Consider the following 23,859-nt stretch of genomic DNA (forward strand, 5'->3'; position numbering starts at 1 on the left):
CTTTAAACTATAACTTTATCCGAATCAGAACTCCTTCGTCATCTCAGCGACTTCAGCATTGATATGGTCGATGAACTCCTGGATCGTCATCACCTTCTGCTCACCACCACCCTGCGGACGAACAGCAACAGTACCGTCAGCCTGTTCTTTCTCACCGACGATGACCATATATGGAATACGCTTCAACTCATTATCACGGATCTTACGACCGAGTTTCTCATTACGCAAATCGATAGTAGGACGAACACCACCGAGGTCGAACTTCTTAGCCACCTCTTTCGCATAGTCGTTATATTTCTCAGACAATGGCAGGATAGCCACCTGATCTGGTGTCAGCCACAAGGGGAAGTGTCCACTGGTATGCTCGATGAGCACGGCACAGAAACGCTCCATACTTCCAAACGGAGCACGGTGAATCATCACTGGTGTCTTCTTCTGGTTGTCCTCGTCGGTATACTCGAGTTGGAAACGCTTCGGCAGGTTGTAGTCTACCTGGATCGTACCCAGCTGCCAACGACGACCGATGGCATCCTTGATCATGAAGTCGAGCTTAGGACCATAGAAAGCAGCCTCACCATATTCTACCTTGGCAGGCAAGCCCTTCTCCTCACAAGCCTCAACAATAGCTTTCTCGGCAAGAGCCCAGTCCTCATCAGTGCCTACATATTTATCATGGTCGTTAGGATCACGCAAGGAGATCTGTGCCTCGAAGTTAAATCCGAAGGCAGACAGTACGATACCGATGATATCCATCACATTCAGGAACTCCTGCTTCACCTGGTCTGGACGACAGAACAGGTGGGCATCATCCTGTGTAAAGGAGCGTACACGGGTCAGTCCGTGCAGCTCACCACTCTGCTCATAACGATATACCGTTCCGAACTCAGCGATGCGCAAGGGAAGGTCACGATAGGAACGGGGCTTCCAAGCGAAGATCTCACAATGGTGAGGACAGTTCATCGGCTTCAGCATATACTCCTCATCCTCCTCAGGGGTATGGATCGGCTGGAAAGAATCCTTACCATAATGGGCATAGTGACCACTGGTAATATAGAGGTTCTTAGAACCAATATGCGGAGTGATAACCTCTTGATAACCAAATCTTTTCTGAACTTTACGCAAGTGGTCTTGCAAGCGCAGGCGCAGCTCCGTTCCCTTTGGCAGCCAGATAGGCAGACCCTTACCTACTTTGTCGGAGAACATGAAGAGTTCCATCTCCTTACCAATCTTACGATGGTCGCGTTTCTTAGCCTCCTCCAACATCACGAGATACTCATCGAGCATCTTCTTCTTCGGGAACGAGATACCATACAGACGCTGCATCTGCTCACGGGTAGCGTCACCACGCCAGAAAGCACCAGCGACACTCGTCAGTTTCACTGCCTTGATCTCGCCTGTATCCATCAAGTGCGGACCACGGCAGAGGTCGGTGAAGTTACCCTGTGTATAGGTTGTGATACTGCCATCCTCCAGATCCTGGTCGATATGCTCGCACTTATAAGTCTGACCGTCAGCGGCAAACTCCTTCAGGGCGTCTGCCTTAGCCACCTCTTTGCGAACAACAGGCTCTTTCTTAGAGGCAAGTTCACGCATCTTATCCTCAATCTTCGGGAAATCGCTCTCCTTGATCATCTCGCCATTAGGCAACAGCACGTCATAGAAGAAGCCGTTCTCCACGGCAGGTCCGAAACCAAACTGGATACCAGGATACAACTCCTGCAGTGCCTCAGCCAACAAGTGGGCTGATGTGTGCCAGAAGGTATGCTTACCCTGCTCGTCATCAAACTTGTAAAGTTCAATCGTCGCATCCTCATTGATAGGGCGATTGAGTTCCACGGTCTCCCCATTCACACCACAGGCAATCACGCTGCGTGCCAGAGCTGGTGAGATACTCTCGGCAATCTGAAGTCCGGTAACGCCCTGCTCATACGAGCGAACAGACCCGTCCGGAAAAGTAATGTTGATCATATCTACAATATATGTTTAAGTTTAAATCGCCTGCGAAAGTACTAATAAACAACCAAAACACCAAATAAAAACACATTTTTTATACTATAACTTAAAATAAATAAAGTTTTCTATGGTTTTTTGATTTTTTTGGTTACCTTTGCATTTCAATGACTTAAATGACAAGAGCAAATAGTTCCTTTGTCATCCCCCTAAAACAAATAATATAAAACAATCATAATAATTAATTAAAATGAAAAGAAAAGATTCTGTAAAATGGTTTCTCACACTCACTATGATGGTCGGCGGTCTGACCTCATGTGGCGTTGACATGCCCCAAATGAAAGATTCGTCGTTCGAAACGATGACAGTGAAGAAGTCGGACATAGAACTGCCTTACAAGTTCAGTGCCAGGATGAAAGGTCAGAACGATGTAACGGTAACGCCACAAGTAAGTGGTCAGTTAATGAAGATCTGCGTGACGGAGGGTCAGCAGGTGAAGAAGGGTCAGACACTCTTCATCATCGACTCACGCAATGCCCAGTTGGAGCTGGAGGCAGCACAGGCTAACCTGCAGGCAGCTTTAGCACAGGAGAATTCTGCTAAACTGGAGTATGAGTCTAACAAGAACCTGTTCGACAAGAAGATAGTGAGCAGCTATATGCTGAATAACTCTGAGAACTCCTACAAGCAGGCACAGGCAGCAGTGGCTCAGGCTCGTGCCTCAGTAAACCGTGCGAAGGTAAACCTTGGCTTCTGCACCATCACGGCCTCCGTGTCTGGTATCATTGGTGAGATTCCCGTGCGAGTTGGTGATCAGGTATCACCTATGACGCAGTTGACCATGCTGAGTGGCAATACCACGATGTATGCTGAGTTCTCTGTGACGGAAGCCATTGTAGAGGCTATGGTGAAGGAGGGTATGAAAGCAGCCGAGTTGGACAAGTATATCGCCCAACTGCCTGAGGCAACCTTTGTGATGAAGAATGGTACGGAGTATCCCCACAAAGGGCGCATTATCAGTCTTACTGGTGTTGTTAATGCAGAGACGGGCTCGCTGACCAGTAAGGTATCGTTCCCCAATCCTGATGGTCATCTGTACTCAGGTATTCAGGGTACCATCGTCATGCCTTTCGCTGAGAAATCTGTTATCGTCATTCCACAGTATGCCGTGGTACGCCTGCAGGATAAGGCACAGGTCTATAAGGTGAATGCTGACAGTACGGCAACAGCTGTGGAGGTAACCACAGAGGATACTGGTAACGGTAAGGAATTCATCGTGACCAGCGGTCTGAATGTGGGTGACCGCATCGTTACCGTGGGTGCCAACAACGTGACGGAGGGTCAGAAAGTGCTGTTTCCCGAGGGAGCGAAGAGTGAAAAGTAATATCGTGATCACGTAATATCGATATTCTGAATTATGAAGAATAATATTTTTATTAACAGATATGTGATGGCTTGTGCCATCTCAATCGTGATAGCGCTGGTGGGCTACATCTCGATGAGCACACTTCCAGTAGAGCAATATCCCGACATTGCACCGCCTACGGTCAATGTCACAACCAGCTACACTGGTGCTGACGAGAACACAGTGATGAAGTCGGTCATCCAGCCACTTGAGGAGGCCATCAATGGCGTGAATGACATGACCTATATGACCTCAAAAGCCTCGTCGAATGGTGAGGTGGAAATCAACGTCTATTTCAAGCAGGGTGCCGACCCCGATATGGCGACGGTGAACGTGCAGAACCGCGTAACACGTGCACAGGCCTTGTTGCCTGCTGACGTGAACAAGGTCGGTGTGAAGGTGGAGAAGCGACAGAACAACATCCTGCGCATCTTCGCTGTGAGGAGTGCTGACGGCAAGTACGACGAGGACTTCGTGTCGAACTACATAGATATCAACATCAAGCCGAAACTGATGCGTGTCACCGGTGTGGGTAACGTACTGAGCTTAGGTAACACGTACGCCCTGCGTATCTGGCTGAAGCCCGACGTGATGGCACAGTACGGACTGACCCCTAACGACATCTTCGCTGCCATCGGTGGACAGAGCTTTGTGGCTGGTGTGGGTTCTTTGGGTGAACAGTCTGAGAACTCCTACCAGTACTCTATGCAATATAAGGGTACGCTGAAGAGCATCGAGGAGTTCAACAACATCGTGCTGCGTACCAGTGGTGGTGGCATACTTCACCTGAGCGACGTCGCTGAGGTGAAGATCGGTGCCATGAGCTACAACTTCACCTCGAACATCCAGGACAAGCCAGGTGCTCTCTGCATGGTGTTTGCGGCTCCAGGTGCTAATGCCACTCAGGTGAACGCCAGCATCAACAAAACGTTTGAGGAGATGAAGGCAACGATGCCTGCCGGTCTGGAGTTCGTGACCATGATGACCAGTGACGACTTCCTCTTCGCTGCCATCCACAATGTGGTGGAGACGCTGGTTATCGCCATCATCCTTGTGGTGCTTGTAGTGTTCTTCTTCCTGCAGAACCTCAAAGCTACCATTATTCCTTCCATTTCTATTATCGTGTCGCTGTTGGGTACCTTTGCCGTCGTGTCAATATGCGGTTTCTCACTCAACATCCTGACGCTGTTCGCACTGGTGCTTGCCATCGGTACGGTGGTGGACGATGCCATCGTAGTAGTGGAGGCGGTCATGGCAAAGATGGAGGGCGGCATCAGCGATGCACGCGAAGCCACCCGTCAGGCTATGAACGAGGTGTCGGTAGCCGTAGTATCGTGTACCTTGGTATTCATGGCTGTGTTCATCCCCGTGACCTTCATGCCGGGTACCTCAGGTACGTTCTTCACGCAGTTTGGTATCACGATTGCCTCGTCCGTAGGTCTGTCATGTATCTCTGCCCTCACACTCTGTCCTGCCCTCTGTGCTATCATGATGAGAATGACGGAAGGCAAGAAGGAAGGTAAGGGTCTTACCTACTACACCAAGAAAGCATATGAAGTCAGCTACAATGCTATATATAATAAGTATAGTAAAAGTGTCCAGAAGTTCATCAAGCGCCCCATATTGGCTTGGAGCGTGCTGGCGCTGGCTGCCGTGCTGCTGGTGTTCTTCATGAAGAGCCTGCCTTCAGGTCTTGTGCCGCAGGAGGACCAGGGTGTGTTCTTGGTTGAGATACAAGCTCCGGAAGGCTCCACACTGAAACAGACCCGTGAGATGGCGAAGCAGGTGGAGGCTAAGGTGAAGAATATTCCCGAACTGGAGAGTTTCGCTTTAGTCTGTGGTTATGGTATGATATCGGGTGCCGGTTCCAACTACGGTTCGATGGTGGTACGTCTGAAGAACTGGGATGACCGTCCTGGCATGAACCACCTGATAACTCTCGTCAGGTATCGTTTCTACTTTGACTGCCAAGACATCAAGAACTTGCGGGTGATTCCGTTCGAGATGCCTCAGATTCCAGGCTATGGTACCAGTAACGACATCATGCTCATGGTAGAAGATCCCACCGACGGTAACCTGTCGGAATTCGCCAAGAAGACAGAGCAATTCCTTGCCAAACTGTCTGAACGCCCGGAGATAGCCACTGCCATGTCAACATACTCTGAGCGTTTCCCGAAGTATCGGGTTGATGTCGATGCCGCCCAGTGCGACCGTGCCGGTGTGACACCTGAAGCTGTACTCAATACCCTTGGCTCTTTCTGCGGTGGCGCCTATATCGGTAACTTCAACCAGTTTGGTAAGGTCTACCGTATCATGGCTGCCGCGTCACCCGAGTATCGTCTCGACCCGCAGTCGCTGCGAAATATCTTCATGCAGGTGAAAGGCGGCAAGATGACCCCCATCTCCCAGTTCGTCTCGCTGAAGCAGATTGTCGGTCCGTCTAATATCGAGCACTTCAACCTGTTCCAGAGCATCACCTGTATCGTATCCCCCGGCAGTGGATACACTGAGGGCGACGCTCATAAGGCCATTGCCGAGGTGTTCGAGAAGGAGATGCCCAAAACAGCCACGTACGAGTACAGCGGTATGTCGCGTGAGGTAGAGGAGACTGCCGGCTCTAATGCCACAGCACTCATCTATATGATCTGTGCCATCTTGATTTACCTCATCCTTGCCTCTCTGTATAACTCATGGTTCACACCATTGGCAGTACTCTTCAGTGTGCCTTTCGGACTGATGGGTGCCTTCATATTTGCATACTTGGGCTACACACAAGGTATTCCTGGTATGGATAACAATATCTACCTACAGACTGGTGTGATTATGCTGATTGGTCTGTTGGCAAAGACGGCTATCCTGATTACCGAGTTCGCCACTGAGCGTCGCAAACAGGGCTTGACCATTCCTGAGGCAGCCTTCGAGGCATGTAAGGAGCGTCTGCGTCCTATCTTGATGACCGTGGCAACGATGATTATCGGTATGATACCACTTGTCATCGAAGGTGGTGCCGGTGCCAATGGTAACCGTGCCCTCGCCCTTGGCGTCATCGGCGGTATGAGCATCGGTACTGTTGCCCTGCTCTTCGTCGTGCCGGCCTTCTTCATCGTGTTCCAGAAACTGCATGAGCGTTTCCAAGGTCATGTCGTAACAAAAAAAGAGGAGGAGTAAATTATGAAACAACTTAAGAATATGATCGCAGTCGCAGCCGTAGGCATGATGCTTACGGGCTGCGGCATATATAATAAGTATGAGCAGAAGGTGGAAACACCGGCTGATGCCTTTGGCGCCAGTCAGGACTTGAAGGTTGCCAATAGTGAGACGACCATCGCACAGACATCGTGGAGGGAGTTCTTTACTGACCCGATGCTGCAACAGCTCATCGAACAGGCACTCGCTAATAATACTGATCTGAACTCCGCACGCCTTGCCGTGGAGAAGAGTGAGGCGTCTCTGAAAGCAGCCCGGCTGGCTTACCTGCCGGCACTCTATTTCTCTCCATCGGGTACTATTGCCAGTTTCGATGGGGGCAAGGCATCAAAGACCTACGACATTCCGTTGCAATTGTCAATGGATATTGATGTGTTCGGATCCATCACCAATAAGAAACGTGCGGCAAAAGCTGTGATGCTGCAGGCAAAAATGCGTGAGGAGGCGGTACGTGCCAACCTCGTGTCTACGACGGCACAACAGTATTTTCTGTTGCAGGTACTCGACAGACAATTAGAGATTCTTACGCAGACTGACGAACTATGGAACGCATCTCTTGAGACAGAGAAGTCGCTCTGGGAGAATGGTAAGGCTTATAGCACTGCCGTCAATCAGATGGAGGCTTCCTATCTGAGTGTGAAGACACAGATAGTGGACACACGACGCCACATCAGGGCTGTCGAGAATGCTATCTGTCAACTGCTGGCAATTACGCCGCAGCATATCAATCGTCAGAAATGGGGAAGTTCTCCCCTACACCATGCTGAGGCTCATGGTGATGAAGTTGAGCGTATGTTCGACACGAAGTTCTTGAGAATTGGCGTACCTGCCACCATGCTTGAGATGCGTCCTGACATCCGCATGGCAAACCATGCCATGGAGGAGGCGTTCTATAATACACAAGCTGCTCGTTCGGCTTTCTTCCCCAGCATCACCCTCAACGGCTCTGCAGGATGGACTAACTCTGCTGGCGGACTCATCGTCAACCCTGGCAAGATCTTGCTGAGTGCCGTAGCACAGTTGACACAGCCGATCTTCGCACGTGGCAGATTAATTGCCAATAAGAAGATTGCCGTACTGACGGAAGAGGACCTGCAGAAGAAGTATGTGCAGACCGTTATCAATGCTGGTAACCAGGTGAACGAGGCAATGGCTGACTGCATGGCTGCCCGCGAGAAACATCAGTACTATACTCGTCAGGTGGAAGTGCTGAACGAAGCTTATAAAGGTACTCACGAACTGATGGACAACGGCAAGGCGAACTACCTTGAAGTGCTGAAGGCTCAGGAGTCGCTGTTGGACGCACAACTCGCTCAGGCAATGAATATGTATGATGCTGCCGATGCCGTCATAGGACTTTATATCGCCTTAGGAGGAGGATCGAAATAAAGGAAGTACTGAAAAGGTAACAAGTAAGAAAGTAAAGGGTACTCCTTTACTTTCTTACTTTTTTATTGCGACACCTTTATATCCCCAAATATCATTCAGTGTATCGACAGCATACTTTGTATTCCTCTTCCAGTGCCTTCTACCTCCCACTCCAGTATCTCTTTCACCTTGTTCCAGTATCTGGAACACCCCTATAGGAGTTATTGGAATACACCTATAACTGATACTGGAGCAAGCCATCGCAGATACTGGGATCTCTCGCATTACAGATTACGGATTACAGTTTGCGATTTCAGATTTCAGTAAGCGTTTTGACAGTTTGACAGTTGACAGTTAATCATTTGACCGGATGTTTTCAAACAAATAACAAATAACAGTTAGCGAAAAAGAGGGAAACAATCTCAGTCTCAGAATCTCAGTAAGCGAACGAACGAACAGCGAACAGTTTACTAAAGTAGAAACATACCTAAAAGTCTATATATTATATTATTATATATATATTATATATAATATATATATAATAAAATTAGTGGTCAACATTTTTTTTGGCAAATGGAATAACTGTTCAACTGTTCGTTCGTTCGCTTAAAAAAACTGAGATTCTGAGACTGCATTACCATACGGAAGAAGTTGACACCCTACCCTGGGAATCATTGACGCTTTTTCTAAGAACGTTGACGCTTACCCTGGAAAAGTTGACTCTCACTAATTGTCAACTGTCAACTGTCAAATTCACTTACTGAAAACTGAAATCTGAAATCAATCATTGAAAACCGAATCAGAAAATCGGAACTGTTATTTGTTAACTGTTATTCAAACTGTAATCTGTAATCTGAAATGCTTGCCGTACAGGTAAAAGGTTACTGGTAATGGGGTGTTAGTGCCTACCTTCGAGGGAGTTAGGTACACCCTTTCAACCGTTCGGCTATAGCCAAACGACTGAACGGCTCCAGCCAAACGACTGAACGCCTATAGCCGTTTTCAATCCGCTCAAAAAACAGTCGCTGTCTAGGTGTAGGATGGTAGCAGGATTGTAGCACCATTGTAGCAGGATAAATCCCAATCGTGCTACAGGCTCTGCCCTTTATTTATCGGCATTTCACCCACATTGTAGCAGGGATAGCAGGATTATTTTGTTTAAAACATACAGCCAAACATAACAAAAACAAAAGTTTATTAGTGAAACAGGTACTGTCCTCGTACTCTACTGGGAGGGATAGGTATAAAGTCTCTTATTTTCCTGCCGAAAAATTTGGAAGTTTCGGGGAAATTTTCTATTTTTGTGACATAAATAAATAATCAAATATATGGAACTGATCCTTGTAGCGCTCGTCACTTGGTTTGTTTTGGTATTGATTCTCCCTAAACCAAAACGTAAATAATGAATATTTTCATTTAATATAAAGATACGGTATATTTGCACAAACAAATATACCGTTTTTTATGGGGAACCATGAAACATTCCAGGCTATGATGATTATGTCTCTGCAAGATACTAATTTTTAGCAAATCAACTATATCCATGTGACGCAGGGATAGGTCTGTCATGTTTAGGGAAAAACGGTATCAGTCCCTATGATATATGTCTTGACTTTCCCATCTGTCGAAGATATCCTTAGCCTTAACGGACACTTCGGAGGAAGACTGTCCGTAAACCGTTCTGGATTCTCCCGTTATCAGGTTCTTCAAACGCATGGCTAAGTGGTTTCGCTTTGTTTTGAAGGCCTTTTCCACTATGAATTTGCCAGGAATATCCTCTACGGAATGACGGTAAGAGTTCCACGGTACACGATCCGTTTCCGTTGCGGTTTGTTTTTTACTAGAAAACATAGAAGCGCAGCCCATACCACCAAAGGAGCACATCATGACCAATCCCATGATAGCCAATATGCCGAATAATATATCCATATCCTCTTCCTTTATATAGTTACTTTCTGTTGTTTACTCACACAGGAAAATCCTCGTGTGAGCATGATTTCCTTCGACATCACTGTCCCTTTCCATAATTAGGTTTTTACAAAGATAACAGATCTTTCAATTACTTCCTTTAGAGATAATCCATTTATCTTAAAGTTTAGCCAAAGATCATGAAGGTCTTTATATTCATAAATCACTTCTGGCTCTGGTTCAGGACAATGTGAGAATTCCACTCTTTCGATGATGTACTGTCCATCCCAGTCATCTCTGTTCTTGAGTTTCCAAACCTCATTATTTTGCATATTGTCAATATAGTAGAACTCATCTGTTTGTACAAAATATAGAGCAAGATCAAATCCGTAATGATCCAAATAAAACTTTAAAATATTCCAAGAGTCGGTAGAGTGAGCATCTGATTGATTTGCCTCTCTCCATCCTAATTCATCTTCATACAAATTGGTATCACCATCTCGCTTAGGAATAGGATACCAAAAATTCTTTTTTAATCTTTTCCGTATCATATTTCAATATCATTTTTGATGTTCTTTATTATACTTCAAAGCTTTTTTGATAAATTTCATATCAGCCTTTGTTGGTTCATAGAAATTGTTTTTGTCGTGAGCTTTTCTTCCTACATTACCTTTTTCTTTATTTCCTGGCCATTTATGAGTATGTGTCCCTACTTTATGAACCTTACCTTTTCTTTTAATTTCTTTAAATGGAACGAGATTACCAGACTTGTCGAATATCAGATCGATTGACTTTACGATTTTGTGAGTCCGACCGCTATAGAATGCGATTGCTACTATTTGATTCGGATTATCTGGAGACGTAATATAATACATCGTTGAAGTAAAGCTATTCATAGGAATGCTTGTATTATCATTAACGGAACTGGATACAACTTTATTGTTACCAATTGTTCCAACTTGATTAAAACGATCACCAGAATAGATATCTAAACTGTAATCATGATAGTGTTTAGAAGCACCGTTTCCTCCCATAATGTAATCTATTTATAATGTTGTTATTAAAATATATACTTATCTCCTCATATTCTCCATCCATCTTATCACCATAACGAATGATAAGTGACGGCTCTAACACTTTAATTACTTCTTCGTAACCTAAATGCCAAAAGTAACATGCGTCAGGATCACCTCTTATTCCCATGCAGTTAATGGCAATCACACAGTGTTTGGGGTAGACATGAATACAATAACCATAACTATTTGGACCTGCCCACGAAATATTATAAATGACAGGTATGTGATTCACTATCCATAGTCTAGTCATTTGTTGATTTCTCCACGCACTTTGTCTTTTGTCATGTTCAGTCCAATTCAAATACACGGAATTGTCTGGGCTGATAACCATAGGATATGACATCATCATTGCAGTATAACGTAACGGATGGTTGTTGATACATTGGAACATATAATCATGAAGGTAAAAATGAATACAACTATCTGAAATGATACCTTTGTTATATTCAGCCCTTGCATAATTGAAGCCCAAAAGATTTGTAGGCCTCAACCCCTCATTCTGAATAAAATCATCTTGCTCTATAACATGACTAGGAAGTATCATCCCATGATTAAGTTGCAATTTGGATGGTATAATAATCCTCTGTTCCACACCTTTACCATAATGTGAATAGGCAACCTCGTTTGTGTTTTCAATAAATAAATTTTTTGTCATTGTTTGTTCTTTTTTTTGATTCTCCATTGCTCTCGATTTTCGATTGCACATTCGAATCGTTATACATGTAGAGCAGTTTTAAGAACATGCTCTACATATCGGGCAAAAACGAATCTTGGGTTTACCAAAAAGGCATGTTGGGGCGTGTTTTGTAAAAAAACTAGAAGATATTTGGGATAAATTAACTAATTTAACAGGGATTGACTGAATCATTTCGCATTAATTGAAATAATCAAAATGGTTATCAATTAGTCTAAAATTGCGCTCAATTGAGGAACAAAATGTAAAAATATTAGAACCTCCATAACAAAAGAAGCAGGTTCCTTCGGTCCTGCTTCTTTTCTTTCTCAATATTCTTTTCTAGAACTACATGAGCTTTTCCAGTTCTTCTGTTACATTGTTTGACAACAACACACCTGAATGACCTCTTGACCATTCAAAGGAAGGAATAGCTTTTTGCAGTTTTTCAAGAGAAATGTTTGATCCAGCTTGTGGTTCTGCAGGATTCATACATACCATATCCACATACATCCTACGCTTAGTGCTTCCACCCCAGTCGTCACCAGGATATGGATCATTAAGGAACTGACCGCTGAATACTATACCTGCTTTATCGTCGCCGACTCGCATCATATAGAAGAAATCACCCCTTCGAGCCTCTTCCCAATCGTAGATACTCCAGTTTATGCGGAACATACCATGTTCCATGTTTGCCACACACTCTTCATAATCCTTTTCTGTAAACGAACTGATAGAGGGATTCCAACGCATCAGATAATGTCTGGACTCAGCAGGTACAGGTATTATCTCAAACTGGACTTCCCAAATACAACTATCGCCATCAGCATCTTCCACACTGGGTTTACCTGGACCCTGGAAGCGAAAACGAACACCTGGCTCCGTATTTATACCAATGATTCTTGAAAGGCAATAATCATCTTCACCTTTTAGGAGCAGGAAATCTAATGTACTTTTGATAGCATAAGGGAACACACCTTTATTATATAGATAACATCCATGAAAGGTTTCTGGCATCTCGTCAATGACCAACAATAGATGTCCCTCTACATTCTCCAATATCAGACGGTAGTTGTCATCGTTGATATCTAAGCAAATCTGGTTTATCTCTCCTGAACGAACTTTGCCGATCACCTCACTGTCTACATAAACAGTAAGAGCAACTTCGTTGATGTCAATCTCCTTGTTCTTTTTGTTTGTTTTCATAGGTCTTTTGATTTTTATTATCTGCGTACAAAGATACTTATAAACTATAGAAATAATCTTTGATTTTTTGAGCCATCAACAGACGCCTCTTTTCAAGGAAATTGTCATAGTCCTGATAATCCATATCTTTTAAATCTATTGGAATACAACTTGTCCGACAATTATTAATGAGTTCATCAGAGGAATTAATAGTTGTATACTTCGACTCTTGTCCACTCATACATGCATCATAAACTTCTTTCATATAGTTGTTGGGGGCTTTCATTCCTATAGCTATATTGATAGGTTTAGATAAGATAGCAAGATTTGCAACTTGGTTATATCTGACAACGGTATTAATGCCGGAGTTCTGCAAATATTTTCTTGGGAAGATATGATGGATATCTGCTGTTTCCAGTAAATCCCTTACTTTTGCGCCTGGACTTAAAAATGCATCGTCATTCATTTTGCATTGTGCAGCAAGATAGACAATGAAAGCTGGTGTAGTTGTGGAGGATGACTGAAGACTCTGAGGGACGGTTACTTCCCAGAATGTTTCTGCCAGATTTGCCATTACCTCATTGTAGTAACGAATAAAACCTCTGTCACTGATTGCTCTTAAATCCCTTTCCATCTGGGTCTCTGGTGATCCCACATATCTACCAGTCAACACAGACATCACATACCATCTTTGGACATAATGGAATACTTTTAGTTTCTCTATGCTACTATCATTACGTAATCTGATAAATAATGTATAGGCAAAGTCCAAAGCCATTCTTCCTTTAACAAGTCTTGGATATACGAAACCTGCCGATTTGATAGTATCAAAAAACTGTTTGAGAGTGTACTCATTACAGTAGTTCTTCACACCATCTGTAAACTTAATGAAAGTATCTTCCTGAATGGTTTCTTCAAAAGAACGTGTTTCAAAGTTGCGACCATGCAACAAATCTGTTAAATTTGCAAGTTTACCTCTGTCATACTTAGTCATAAAAGAAGTGCGAAGCACATCATCGAAGATTGGAGTAAAGATGTTAAACTGATAGTTTGCCATCCACTTGATCAGATTGTAATAGTCAGACTCTACAAATTCCTTATCTTGATTGATCTTTTTTATAAAATCATGATTCTTTGCCAGATGGCTACAATAGTCAATTGCTTTACGAAGCATAAACCCTCCATATTTCTCGTCTGATGCAATAGTTGACATTACGAAGTCTGCCTGAGTAAGAGCTTTTCCTTGACTATTGATACGAATAAAAATCTCTGTAACATCATCAATCGATAAACCATCGTTTAGATGAATAATACCTATCGGACAGTTTTTGATATTAATAACATTTTGTATCAACGAACTTAGTTTGGGGCGTTCCATATCAGGATTGGCCTGACAGAAAGACTCAACAAATTCCCATGAATTGAATTCTGGCTTAAACAATTCTGCTATATCTGAAATCCATCGTTTATCTTTCAAGATGGCAGCACTCTGCACCTCGAATCGTTGTTCGTCATTTTGAGCAAAAGGATTGAAAGCAATCTTATAAACTCTTTCGTTGAAATCTTTATCCAATACCTTCATGCCCACAAGAGCCGTCATGATGGCAGTCACACGTTGCTGTCCATCAATCATAATCATTTTACCGCTCGTCAGATTTCCTTCCTTGTCTTTCATGTTTGGATTCTGCCAAACAATCAGATAACCCACAGGGAAACCATTATAAAGAGAATCAATAAGGTCACGAATCTTCGATCCATCCCATACAAATGGTCTTTGGATTTCAGGAATAGAAATTTGACCATTATTGATATAACCTATGACGTTATCAATCGTCCTACTATCTACAGAAAATTGTGGCATGATCTATATATAAATTTTAATTTATAATTCTAATTTCCTAATATCTATATTCCCTTTGTTTTCATTGTAATATTTTATATATTTATCAATTAAAGGGTTGTTCTTTTTTTTCATTTCTTCTTCACGTCTTTCCCGTGTATCATACAAAAAGGGAATTGATATATTACCAATTATACTTTCATACTTAATAAATTTAATTGGAACTTTCCCACTTACCAATTTCTCAACTAATAGGCATTCCTTACTTTGACAAGAAGTCAAATATATTGTACTGATTGCACCTTCTATGTTTAAATAATCTAAGGTATTACTCAACACTCTATATTCATTCTCTCTAGACCAACTGTCCTGTTTAGTGAAAAACAGTTCTTTTTGATGTTTCTTTATGTAATATAAAAGACCTTTCTGAGTCTTTATCCGATAATCAATTTTATGTTGTTTTTTTAATCTTTGTTTATATTTTACAGGACTTTTTATTACACTATCTGGAAAGTTAATCTTATCGTATTCTATTTCGATACATATGCCTTTTCTTTTATCTCCATATAATCCCCACATCATCGGAGACATACATCCTTTAAAAAAGGAATCATAGTCCATTGTAAAACTAATTTGCTTATACGATTTCCTTATCCTATTTAATTCGAGAATTAATGGTATTTGTTTATAATCTGATGTAGATGTAGTAAAGTAAGCTTCTTCTATATCGTTTACGTCTGTTACCTTTGCGAACTTCAAATTCTTGTTAAGCCAAATTTTGACAAAAGTATCAAACGATGTGTAATGATATAGTCTTTTAAAACGTTCATCTCCAGTTAACCTTTTACCTGGATAATCTCCCTGACGGGTGTGATGCACAAAACCTGTTTCCATATCCTTTTTTATTTCGTTAATTCTTGATACATTTTGAATAGTTCCGCAACAATTAAAGACTCTTGGTCTTCTGTTATCTTAGAACTGAAACCGTATGCCTGCATAACGGCTCGATCATTATTCTTGTGAGCTTTACGAAGTTCCGCAGGCATTGTCAATTCGTCGTAGAGGTCTGCAAGTGAACTATCTGGATATTTAGCCCTTGCATCGAGAATAGCTTGTGCTGTCTGCTCTATCTTTGTTCTTTGTTCATCTGTTGGATTGGGCCAAGGGAAGTTGTTGTAAACAATGTCGTTACTATAGCGATAGTCACTTTTTATTCGCCCACAAATAGCTCGCATCCAAGTCATATGGACTACACTTTCCAGTATACCAAAATTATAAATAGTAGCATTGGGAATCATCAGATTAGCATTACTGCAAATAACATCAGGGGACATAAAACCCATAGGAATGTATTGACGATTCTCAGATGAATGGCTAGGCACCAATATATAATTGCTTTGTGGCTGTCGAATTTCCATAAACTGGGTTGGCAAATCAGCATATTTACGTGTGGCAGCTTTGTTGCTAGACAAACGGAAAGTGCGAACTTTTGCAATACGTGCACGAACTAATGGCATTTGATTGATTTCTTTTGGAGAGACGCCCTCAAGCCACAAACAATAGCGTTGAAGATTATGAATATATTCACGAGCACCCACAAAACGACGAACAAATTTTTTGGCTTCAGGCTCACATCTAATGAAGTTTTCATATTCTTCACTTTCAATGATAAGGTTTCCATCATCAACAGGGATACTCCCTTTGGTTATTGCTGGCACATCACAGATAGGCTCCTTTCTACTTTCGACAAACACATCTGGTGCATCAATTAGATAAGCATTGATGTTCTCGACTTTTTTAAATTTGCCATTTTCATAAATACACTTGGGAACATCGACTTTACTAAATCCTATAATAACGCAATGGACATGAGCCTTCTGAGAAGCCTCACTATCCCAACGGAATGTGCGATAAGCAAAATCAATATGGATGCCGAACAGGTCTTTAAGCGGCTTCCATATAGCAGCCACTTGTTCACCTTGTGTGATACTGTTTGTTGACACTAGGGCGGTGCGGGTGTCGGAATCCCTGTTCATTAATTGCGCAGCCTTATAATACCAACCAGCCACATAGTCTATCTTACCAGCCGTTTTAAATGATTTTCCATTCCTGTCGACAAACAATCTCAAAATATCATCTTTCTGTTCATCATTTTGCAAAGAATATCCCACAAACGGAGGATTACCCATGATGAAATCATAATGAACATGATATCGTTGTATACTGGGTTTTACTTCACCATCAAAATGACTCGTCACAACATTTACTTCATCATATTCCACGACCGATTCACTGGCAATCATTGGTTCTGGTTCTACGATTAAGTGAACATTCTTAGCATGAATGACGGGAATATTCGATGGTTTCTCTATGACGTCCCAATCCATCCTCAAAGCGTTCCCTTCCCGAATATTCGTATATGACTTTAAAGGTAGGAAATCGATATCTTGTTTGATGATTTTCTCAGTCTCTGCCAACATCTGTGCCTCACTAATCCAAAGGGCAGTAGTGGCTACAGTGACAGCGAAATCGTTGATCTCGATACCATAGAATTGCTGGATGCTGACCTTGATGGGATTCTTGAATTCTCCCATCATCGTCTGACCATGATAACGCTCACGGATGACCTCGTTCTCCAAACGACGCAATGAAAGGTAAGTTTCTGTGAGGAAGTTACCTGAGCCACAAGCAGGGTCGAGGAATGTCAAAGAAGCCAGTTTGTCTTGATAAGCATCGAGTTTCTTCTGGCGTTGACGCTCTACCTTATCCTCCAAGATAGTATCGAGCTCACTGCGTAAGTCATTGAGGAAAAGTGGGTCGATGACTTTGTGGATATTCTCTATCGAGGTATAGTGCATGCCACCACTACGACGTGTCTCCGGATTCAGTGTGCTTTCAAACACTGCTCCAAAGATGGTTGGTGATATCTCGCTCCAGTCAAAGTCAAGGCTGGCATTCAGAAGCAGAGTCTGTCTTAGCTCATCTGTAAATTGAGGTATCTCTATATCCTCTTCGAAAAGCCCACCATTGGTATAAGGGAAGGCTTTCAGATCGTCTTTCAAATAGCGGCTTCGCTTGTCTGTTGGGGTCTTCAACACCTCAAAAAGCCGAATCAACGCATTACGCATGTCTTCCGAATCATAATGCACCAGATAGTCATGAAACTGGTCGTGATTGAAGACGCCAGCATCCTCAGCATAAAGACAGAATACTATGCGGACACAAAGGATATTCAACCATCGCAGAGCCTCTGGGGAGTTGTCGTCGTATTGTTTTAACAACGCCTCGTATATCTTGACGACGATCTCACCTGCCTGCATCGACACTTTCATTTCCTTACGCAGATGCTCATTCTTAGCATCTACAAGGAATTGCAAGCGATAGTATTCCTTTCCTAGATTCTCCAACAGAATCTGCTCTGGCTCACGATGAGGCTGTTCCATGTCATAAACAAGGAACTCGGCAAAGTTACATGTTACAATCCATCGAGGTCGCTCAGAGTATGGAAGTTCTGCCGAATAGCGTTTGGCTTGCTGGAAAGGGGTCTTCAGTGAACCGTCGCTTTGTCGGATAGGTGCACGCAAATCCTTACCCAGTGATTTCTGTTCAATGAGCACTTTCGTGGAGGGGATATGTCCATCGATGAAGTTTGTCTTGTCAACCTTCACTTGTTCCTCATAACGGATAAAGGTACTGGGGTTCTCTACTCCATATACCTCAGTCAGTAGCTCCGTCCAAAAGACTTGTGAGTCACCCTTTTCATATCCCCTGCCCTTCCATCGTTCTACAAACTCAGTAGCGGCAGCTGCCATTTGTTTATCTGTCTTCATCTGTGTAGTAATATTTTTGCAAAGATACAAAAAACTTACATCTTTCCTCTTTGTTCCACATTATTTATTTAAAACAAGTCCCCTTCCACCATCTGATGCTCTTTCGTGAAGCGGATGGTGGTCCTGGGGGGATCATGCGGGGCTTCACATTTGGTGACAGGATCCTTAGAGGAATCATCGAACTTGGTGGTGACTTTCTCTGCGAGGTTGAAGAGCTTGGTCAGGAAGCGATCTACTATCTTATTCATCGTGTCATTGTTTTAGGGTTTTACTTTTCGACTGCAAAATTAATGAGAGGATGTCCCAAAAGTCAGGACACCCTCTGATTATTTTCATTAAAAAAATGCTCACAGGGGGTGAAGTCCCCTTGTGAGTAAGGAAGTGCGGACGAAGAAATATTGCATCCAGATTGTAAAACGCCAAAGAGGATTGTTCCATCTTGTTCCTTTTTGATTTTTTCGCTTTTTTACTTGCATATTCCTTATATAATTCGTAAATTTGCAGCGACAAGTGCCGAAAAGTGTTATAAACGTACATTAATCGGCAGTAAAAAGTGTTTGTATGGATATAAGAAGAGACATTATTGCAGACTTTAAACAGTGGAAAGATAGTCCACAGCGTAAGCCTATTCTGTTACAAGGTGCTCGTCAGATAGGGAAAACCTGGGTGATGGAAGCTTTCGGCAAGGAGTGCTTTGAACAATACGCCAGATTCGATTTCGACCGACAGCCAGAACTGAAATCTGTCTTTCAAGTTTCAAAAAGTCCTGAGCGCATTATCAAGGAACTGGCCCTGTATTGTGATGTTCCATTGATAGCAGGGAAGACATTGCTTATTTTTGACGAGATTCAGGAGTGTGAGGAGGCTCTGAATAGCCTCAAATATTTCTGTGAGGAAGCTCCGCAATATCATATCATTGCTGCGGGTTCATTGCTTGGGGTGGCTGTCAAAAGGCGCAGGATGACTGTTCCCGTAGGCAAGGTTCGGGTCATGAGAATGTATCCTGTCTCGTTCCGGGAATTTCTGCGCGTCAGTGATGAACAGACATTTGAATATGTGGAAGGAATAGAATCGCCCACCCATCTCCCTGAGATTATATTGAACAAACTGAAATTGGAGTATCGACGTTACATGATATGCGGAGGAATGCCTGAAGCTGTTGTTGCCATGCTCAACAATCAAGGAATGCAATCTGTGGACGATGTCCTACAAGGCATTTTGGATTTGTACGAACTCGATTTTGCCAAGTATGCAGAACCACGTGAAATTCCACGTATTCGTGCCATCTGGCACTCCTTGCCTTCACAGTTGGGTAAAGAGAACCGTAAGTTCATATTCAAGGTTATCAAGACGGGGGCTCGCTCCAAAGATTATGAGGATTCGTTGCTATGGTTAGAAGATGCAGGCATGATTTATCGCATCAACAACGTTTCCAAGCCAGGCATGCCGTTGAAGGCCTATGAAGAGCCAGATGCCTTTAAGGTATATGCCTGCGATTGTGGCCTGTTGCGTCAGCTTGCTCATCTGCCTGCCAGTACCATCATGGATTCTAGTTCCAACTATACAGAATTCAAGGGCGCTATGGCAGAGAATGCTGTGTTGCAATCGCTAATGCCGATGATGAACAATCAAATGTCAAATTATTGGTCGCCTGATAGCAAAGCAGAATTGGAACTGCTGATTCAGTGGAAGGACGAGATTATTCCTATTGAGGTGAAAGCCGAAAACTGCATCAGCGGGAGGAGCCTGAGTGTGTATAACGACAAATATCATCCTCTGCACCGCATCCGCTTCTCTTTCCTTAATCTACAGTCAAACAGTGGGTTGCTCAGTTGTCCATCACCTTTGGCTGAGTGGTTCTGGAAATGGATTTAAAATGACATAATTGTGACGCAGGGACAGGTCTGAAGTGAACGCCAAAGGATTCGGAGGAAAAATGCTATTTATTTGTTGTATCTTTTAAGATTCTCAGTTATCAATTGCCGCATTCTCTCTCGCAGCTCAAGAGGTTCAAGCACCTCAATGCCATCACCATGCGAGAGTAATTGTCCCAGGAAATCGGCAGTAGGACGGAGATCAAAAGCGAAGTCTGTATAGTCGGCAGTAGATACTATCTCACACTGAGAACGATGCAAGGGAAGTGTGCGCAGGTAGTTTGGAGTCTTGCCATGGGCACGGATAACAATATGAGCCATGGGGGTACCGTCAGTCAATACTCCATAGTACTCTGAGAAATAGTCCTGAGGCGAGAAGTCATCAGGCATCTTAAAATCCTCGTCAGTAAGTTCCACCTGGCTTGTGCGGTCGAGCGCATAGATACGCATCTGGTCGTCCTCCGTCCTTGCCAGCAGATACCAACGTTGATGAAACAGTTTCAAGGCATAAGGACAAATCGTCTTCTCATAACCTGCAGCCCCGAATTTCTGATAGTCTATACGAAGTCGTCGTCCACTACGGATAGCCTGGATGATGGTCTCAAGGAATTCAACACCAGCCGGCACATTCTCCAATACCACCCGTTCCTTCACCGCGGCACTGTCAGCCAGTACACCATGCACTGTCAGAGTAGAGAATAACCACCGTTCGATGCTGTCATCGTTCAGGATTTCTGGATTACTGATATAATATCGATATGTCTTAGGCTCACAGTCGATGATGATACCAAACATATCGAGGATGGCATCACGATGACGATTAAACGAGGAGCGTTGCAAGACATTACCGTCTGCCACCTCGTCATCCTGCCATTTCCGGTTCAGTTCCTCAAAGGTCAGATGCTTGTGAGCCCTGAGTGTATTGATGATCCAGATGTACTGGTGGAATATCTGAGCAGGTTTCATAACCTCACCATAAAACTAATCAACGAATGACTCCTGCTTTCTGGAGGATACCGATAACAGTATCTGCCGTCTCACGGTTTTTCTTGTCTATAGCCTGATAGTCGGCAAGTTGCCGGGGATGGTTCGTCAGGAGTTGCTGAACGATGGCAGCAGTCACCCTGACCATACGGAGCTCCTCACGCTTCGAATCCCATACGGCAAGATAACATACAAGATTCTCCAGATGAGACAAGCTGCCGAACATTTTCTTGGAGACAGGAATACCATTATCACCATTGGCGATACTGAAACGGGAAGGGGCTACATCCTGACGAGCAAACAACAGTTTGTCTCCGATGCGCCAGGCACGGACATAGACATCTCCAAATGTATTGAATGGACGAAGATTGAGGTAAAGGGAGTCCTGACTCTCCAAAACACAAGCCTTCTTTCGCAAGAGATAATTCATTTTCTTGTTGTCTGTCTTTACCTCCATAGCAAGAGCGTCTTCTTTAGAGGCTGACGACAACTCCACCCTACCTTCAGTCTCCTGCCACTGACCGTCGAGGAAATCCTGCCAGGAGAGGCAGTATCTGTTCTGCGAGAAAGCAGAGAAATGTAATAATGTAAAAAAGGAAATAAGGAAAAACCTACGCATAGTCATTGTTTTTGATATTTCTTGATGATACTATAGGCAGTATAAAGTCCCAGTTCCCCTGCTTTCGAGAGGTCACTGATACCCTCTGCCTGTTGCTTATCGGCAATACGTGCCAGTCCCCGATTGTAATATGCCTCCGCCAGATTACCGTCAAGGGAGATGGCATGGGAATAATCCTCGATGGCATGCGCAAAATCATTACGCTGCACATATACATTACCGCGATTATAATAGAGGTATGCACTTTCGCTATAGCGGATAGCCTCCGTCAAGTCTGAGAGCACATTAGCAGTCTTCATCCGCACATCCGTTCCTTGCGAGGCATTGAAAGCATTGAGCTTCGACTGACAAGCGGCACGCTGCCAATAGGCAAGAGAAGACACAGAATCAATCTGCAGGTAAGACGACAGGTCTTCGATGGCAGCATCGAAATTCTGGATGACACTATAGGCAAGGGCACGTTTAAACAACAATGAGGCAGCACGTCGTACCTGACGCTCCTGGTCAATCTGTCGTGACAACGTATCAATATAGGCAAAATACTTCTTCGTATCCTGTTCCCCCAAGGCAGGGTGATTGTTGACAATATGCAACGGGCGCTGTCGTCCCTCCTTGGCATTATAAGCCTCCACTTGTCGGTCGAAAGCGATATACTGTTTCACCTGACTCTGTTCAAGCTCATAAGAGAGGGCATACATCGGGAGATAGTCAAGAGCCACCTTACGGTTCTGCACCCTACCCCGATACTCACTCTGGTACTCATGCTCCATCTCCTGTTCGTCTGCCACAGCAAGCTGGTTGTATTTCTCAATATCCAGATCACTACGTTTACGCATCTGTTCCTTAGAGAGTCGTGGTTGTCTTCCCAGGTAGCGTTTATCCATCTGTGCTTTCAGGATACGGAACTCATCCGCCTCAGCCTGTTTTGTCATTCCGATACGACGGTAACAAGAGGCACGGTGCTGTAGTCCGAACCAGAAATTAGGGAATTCCTCGATAACCTTTGTATAGTCACGGATGGCACCACGCAGGTTTCCTGTGTTCTCCAAAAGCAAAGCACGGTTAAAGAGTGCCATCAGGTTATTAGGCTCCAGGTTCAGTACGAAGTCGAAATCGAGGATGGCACGGTTGTCATCTCCCACCTGTGCACGAAGCAGTCCACGGTTATAGTGTCCAAGGAAATTATTAGGATCGAGATCGAGAGCCGTATCATAGTCTGCCATCGTCCCGCGCAGGTTATTCTGATTAAATCGGGCGAGGGCACGGTTGATATAGTTCGTAGCCTGTTTGGGTTGCAGATGAATTGCTTTGGAGAGATACTCCTCACTCTCCTTCCATTCCTTACGTGAGAGACTGATGACAGCACGCTGGCTCCACAGATTTCCGTCATAAGGATCCACCTCCAGGCTCTTGTCGAGTGCCGCAATAGCTTTTGTGGTGTCTTTCTGCAATATATATACCTCAGCCTGCATGGCGTAAGCGGGTGCATGCTTACTCCATCGTGTCAGGATGGTATCGAGTTGAAGAAGTGCGGTGTCATAGTCTTTCTCATTGATATGACAGAGCACTCGGTTATGCCAAAGACTCTGATTCTCAGGGTCATAGCGTAATGCCTGGTTATAATCTCTGATGGCATCGCTATATTTCTTCTGTTGGATACGACAGAGTCCACGAAGCTCATACATCCCCACCACATAGGGATTACGCCTGATAGCCTCCGAACAGTCAGCTTCTGCTCCCGCGAAGTCGTCAAGGTAGTATTTCGCCACCCCACGATAGAACCACGGCTCATAGAGGTAGGGTTTGGCAGAGATGGCTTGGTTGAAATACTGGATGGAAAGGACATAATCCTCAAAATAAAGTGCCGACCGACCAATCATTACCAGACGGTCGGTCTTGAACTGTGCGTGGCACATCGACCATTGACCATTGAGCATTGA

At 43.8% G+C, this 23,859-nt stretch carries 17 protein-coding genes; 4 read left to right on the top strand and 13 right to left on the bottom strand.

Annotation, left to right across the window (positions count from 1 at the left end):
- Window positions 1–24: 24 nt before the first annotated feature.
- Window positions 25–1,968, bottom strand: coding sequence for a threonine--tRNA ligase (gene thrS / locus BM257_RS08020; RefSeq protein ID WP_092070813.1), 1,944 nt, complete (start codon window positions 1,966–1,968; stop codon window positions 25–27).
- Between the two features lie 232 nt (window positions 1,969–2,200).
- On the opposite strand from thrS, the gene BM257_RS08025 reads away from it, so the two are divergent.
- From BM257_RS08025 to BM257_RS08035, 3 genes are read left to right on the top strand one after another with little or no spacing between them, the layout of a single operon-like run.
- Window positions 2,201–3,334, top strand: a complete 1,134-nt coding sequence (locus BM257_RS08025) for an efflux RND transporter periplasmic adaptor subunit (RefSeq protein WP_092070816.1) — start codon at window positions 2,201–2,203, stop codon at window positions 3,332–3,334.
- Between the two features lie 33 nt (window positions 3,335–3,367).
- Window positions 3,368–6,523, top strand: coding sequence for an efflux RND transporter permease subunit (locus BM257_RS08030; RefSeq protein WP_092070820.1), 3,156 nt, complete (start codon window positions 3,368–3,370; stop codon window positions 6,521–6,523).
- A gap of 3 nt (window positions 6,524–6,526) precedes the next feature.
- Window positions 6,527–7,951 carry a TolC family protein gene (locus tag BM257_RS08035; RefSeq protein WP_092070822.1) on the top strand — a complete coding sequence of 475 codons (1,425 nt, stop codon included), beginning with the start codon at window positions 6,527–6,529 and terminating at the stop codon, window positions 7,949–7,951.
- A 1,566-nt stretch (window positions 7,952–9,517) separates the two neighbouring features.
- Here the strand turns inward: BM257_RS08035 and BM257_RS08040 are convergent.
- The 9 genes from BM257_RS08040 to BM257_RS08080 form a co-directional block, all read right to left on the bottom strand.
- Window positions 9,518–9,859, bottom strand: coding sequence for a hypothetical protein (locus BM257_RS08040; protein WP_092070825.1), 342 nt, complete (start codon window positions 9,857–9,859; stop codon window positions 9,518–9,520).
- A gap of 98 nt (window positions 9,860–9,957) precedes the next feature.
- Entirely contained in the window at window positions 9,958–10,389 is a 432-nt protein-coding gene (locus BM257_RS08045; protein WP_092070828.1) for a hypothetical protein, read from the bottom strand.
- Window positions 10,390–10,398: 9 nt separating this feature from the next.
- On the bottom strand, window positions 10,399–10,872 hold the full coding sequence (locus BM257_RS08050) for a hypothetical protein (RefSeq protein WP_092070831.1): 474 nt from the start codon (window positions 10,870–10,872) through the stop codon (window positions 10,399–10,401).
- Complete coding sequence (locus BM257_RS08055) at window positions 10,850–11,596, bottom strand: DUF4417 domain-containing protein (RefSeq protein ID WP_177216056.1); 747 nt, start codon at window positions 11,594–11,596, stop codon at window positions 10,850–10,852. The genes BM257_RS08050 and BM257_RS08055 overlap by 23 nt, the downstream gene beginning before the upstream one ends.
- 339 nt (window positions 11,597–11,935) lie before the next feature.
- Window positions 11,936–12,793: a hypothetical protein gene (locus BM257_RS08060; RefSeq protein ID WP_092070837.1), complete on the bottom strand. Its 858-nt coding sequence runs from the start codon at window positions 12,791–12,793 to the stop codon at window positions 11,936–11,938.
- Window positions 12,794–12,830: 37 nt separating this feature from the next.
- Complete coding sequence (locus BM257_RS08065; protein ID WP_218154500.1) at window positions 12,831–14,633, bottom strand: GmrSD restriction endonuclease domain-containing protein; 1,803 nt, start codon at window positions 14,631–14,633, stop codon at window positions 12,831–12,833.
- A gap of 21 nt (window positions 14,634–14,654) precedes the next feature.
- The gene (locus BM257_RS08070; RefSeq protein WP_092070843.1) at window positions 14,655–15,506 is read right to left on the bottom strand and encodes a DUF2971 domain-containing protein; all 852 of its coding nucleotides are present in this window, start codon (window positions 15,504–15,506) and stop codon (window positions 14,655–14,657) included.
- A gap of 8 nt (window positions 15,507–15,514) precedes the next feature.
- A complete protein-coding gene (locus BM257_RS15150) occupies window positions 15,515–18,442 on the bottom strand; it encodes a DNA methyltransferase (protein ID WP_177216057.1) in 2,928 nt (975 codons plus the stop codon).
- 68 nt (window positions 18,443–18,510) lie between these two features.
- The gene (locus BM257_RS08080) at window positions 18,511–18,690 is read right to left on the bottom strand and encodes a hypothetical protein (protein WP_092070845.1); all 180 of its coding nucleotides are present in this window, start codon (window positions 18,688–18,690) and stop codon (window positions 18,511–18,513) included.
- A gap of 313 nt (window positions 18,691–19,003) precedes the next feature.
- Here BM257_RS08080 and BM257_RS08090 point away from each other — a divergent pair, with 313 nt between their 5' ends.
- Entirely contained in the window at window positions 19,004–20,317 is a 1,314-nt protein-coding gene (locus BM257_RS08090) for an ATP-binding protein (protein ID WP_092070851.1), read from the top strand.
- A 68-nt stretch (window positions 20,318–20,385) separates the two neighbouring features.
- Here BM257_RS08090 and BM257_RS08095 read toward each other — a convergent pair whose 3' ends face one another.
- Genes BM257_RS08095 through BM257_RS08105 form a run of 3 tightly spaced genes read right to left on the bottom strand, consistent with a single transcriptional unit; the run spans window position 20,386 to window position 23,856 of the window.
- Window positions 20,386–21,282 (bottom strand): helix-turn-helix transcriptional regulator, encoded by an 897-nt coding sequence (locus tag BM257_RS08095; protein WP_092070854.1) that lies wholly within the window; start codon window positions 21,280–21,282, stop codon window positions 20,386–20,388.
- Window positions 21,283–21,301: 19 nt separating this feature from the next.
- Window positions 21,302–21,919 carry a DUF6563 family protein gene (locus tag BM257_RS08100; protein WP_143096805.1) on the bottom strand — a complete coding sequence of 206 codons (618 nt, stop codon included), beginning with the start codon at window positions 21,917–21,919 and terminating at the stop codon, window positions 21,302–21,304.
- Between the two features lie 2 nt (window positions 21,920–21,921).
- Window positions 21,922–23,856 carry a tetratricopeptide repeat protein gene (locus BM257_RS08105; protein WP_092070860.1) on the bottom strand — a complete coding sequence of 645 codons (1,935 nt, stop codon included), beginning with the start codon at window positions 23,854–23,856 and terminating at the stop codon, window positions 21,922–21,924.
- Window positions 23,857–23,859 lie beyond the last annotated feature (3 nt).

This window comes from Prevotella sp. tf2-5 (assembly GCF_900115435.1).
GTDB lineage: Bacteria > Bacteroidota > Bacteroidia > Bacteroidales > Bacteroidaceae > Prevotella.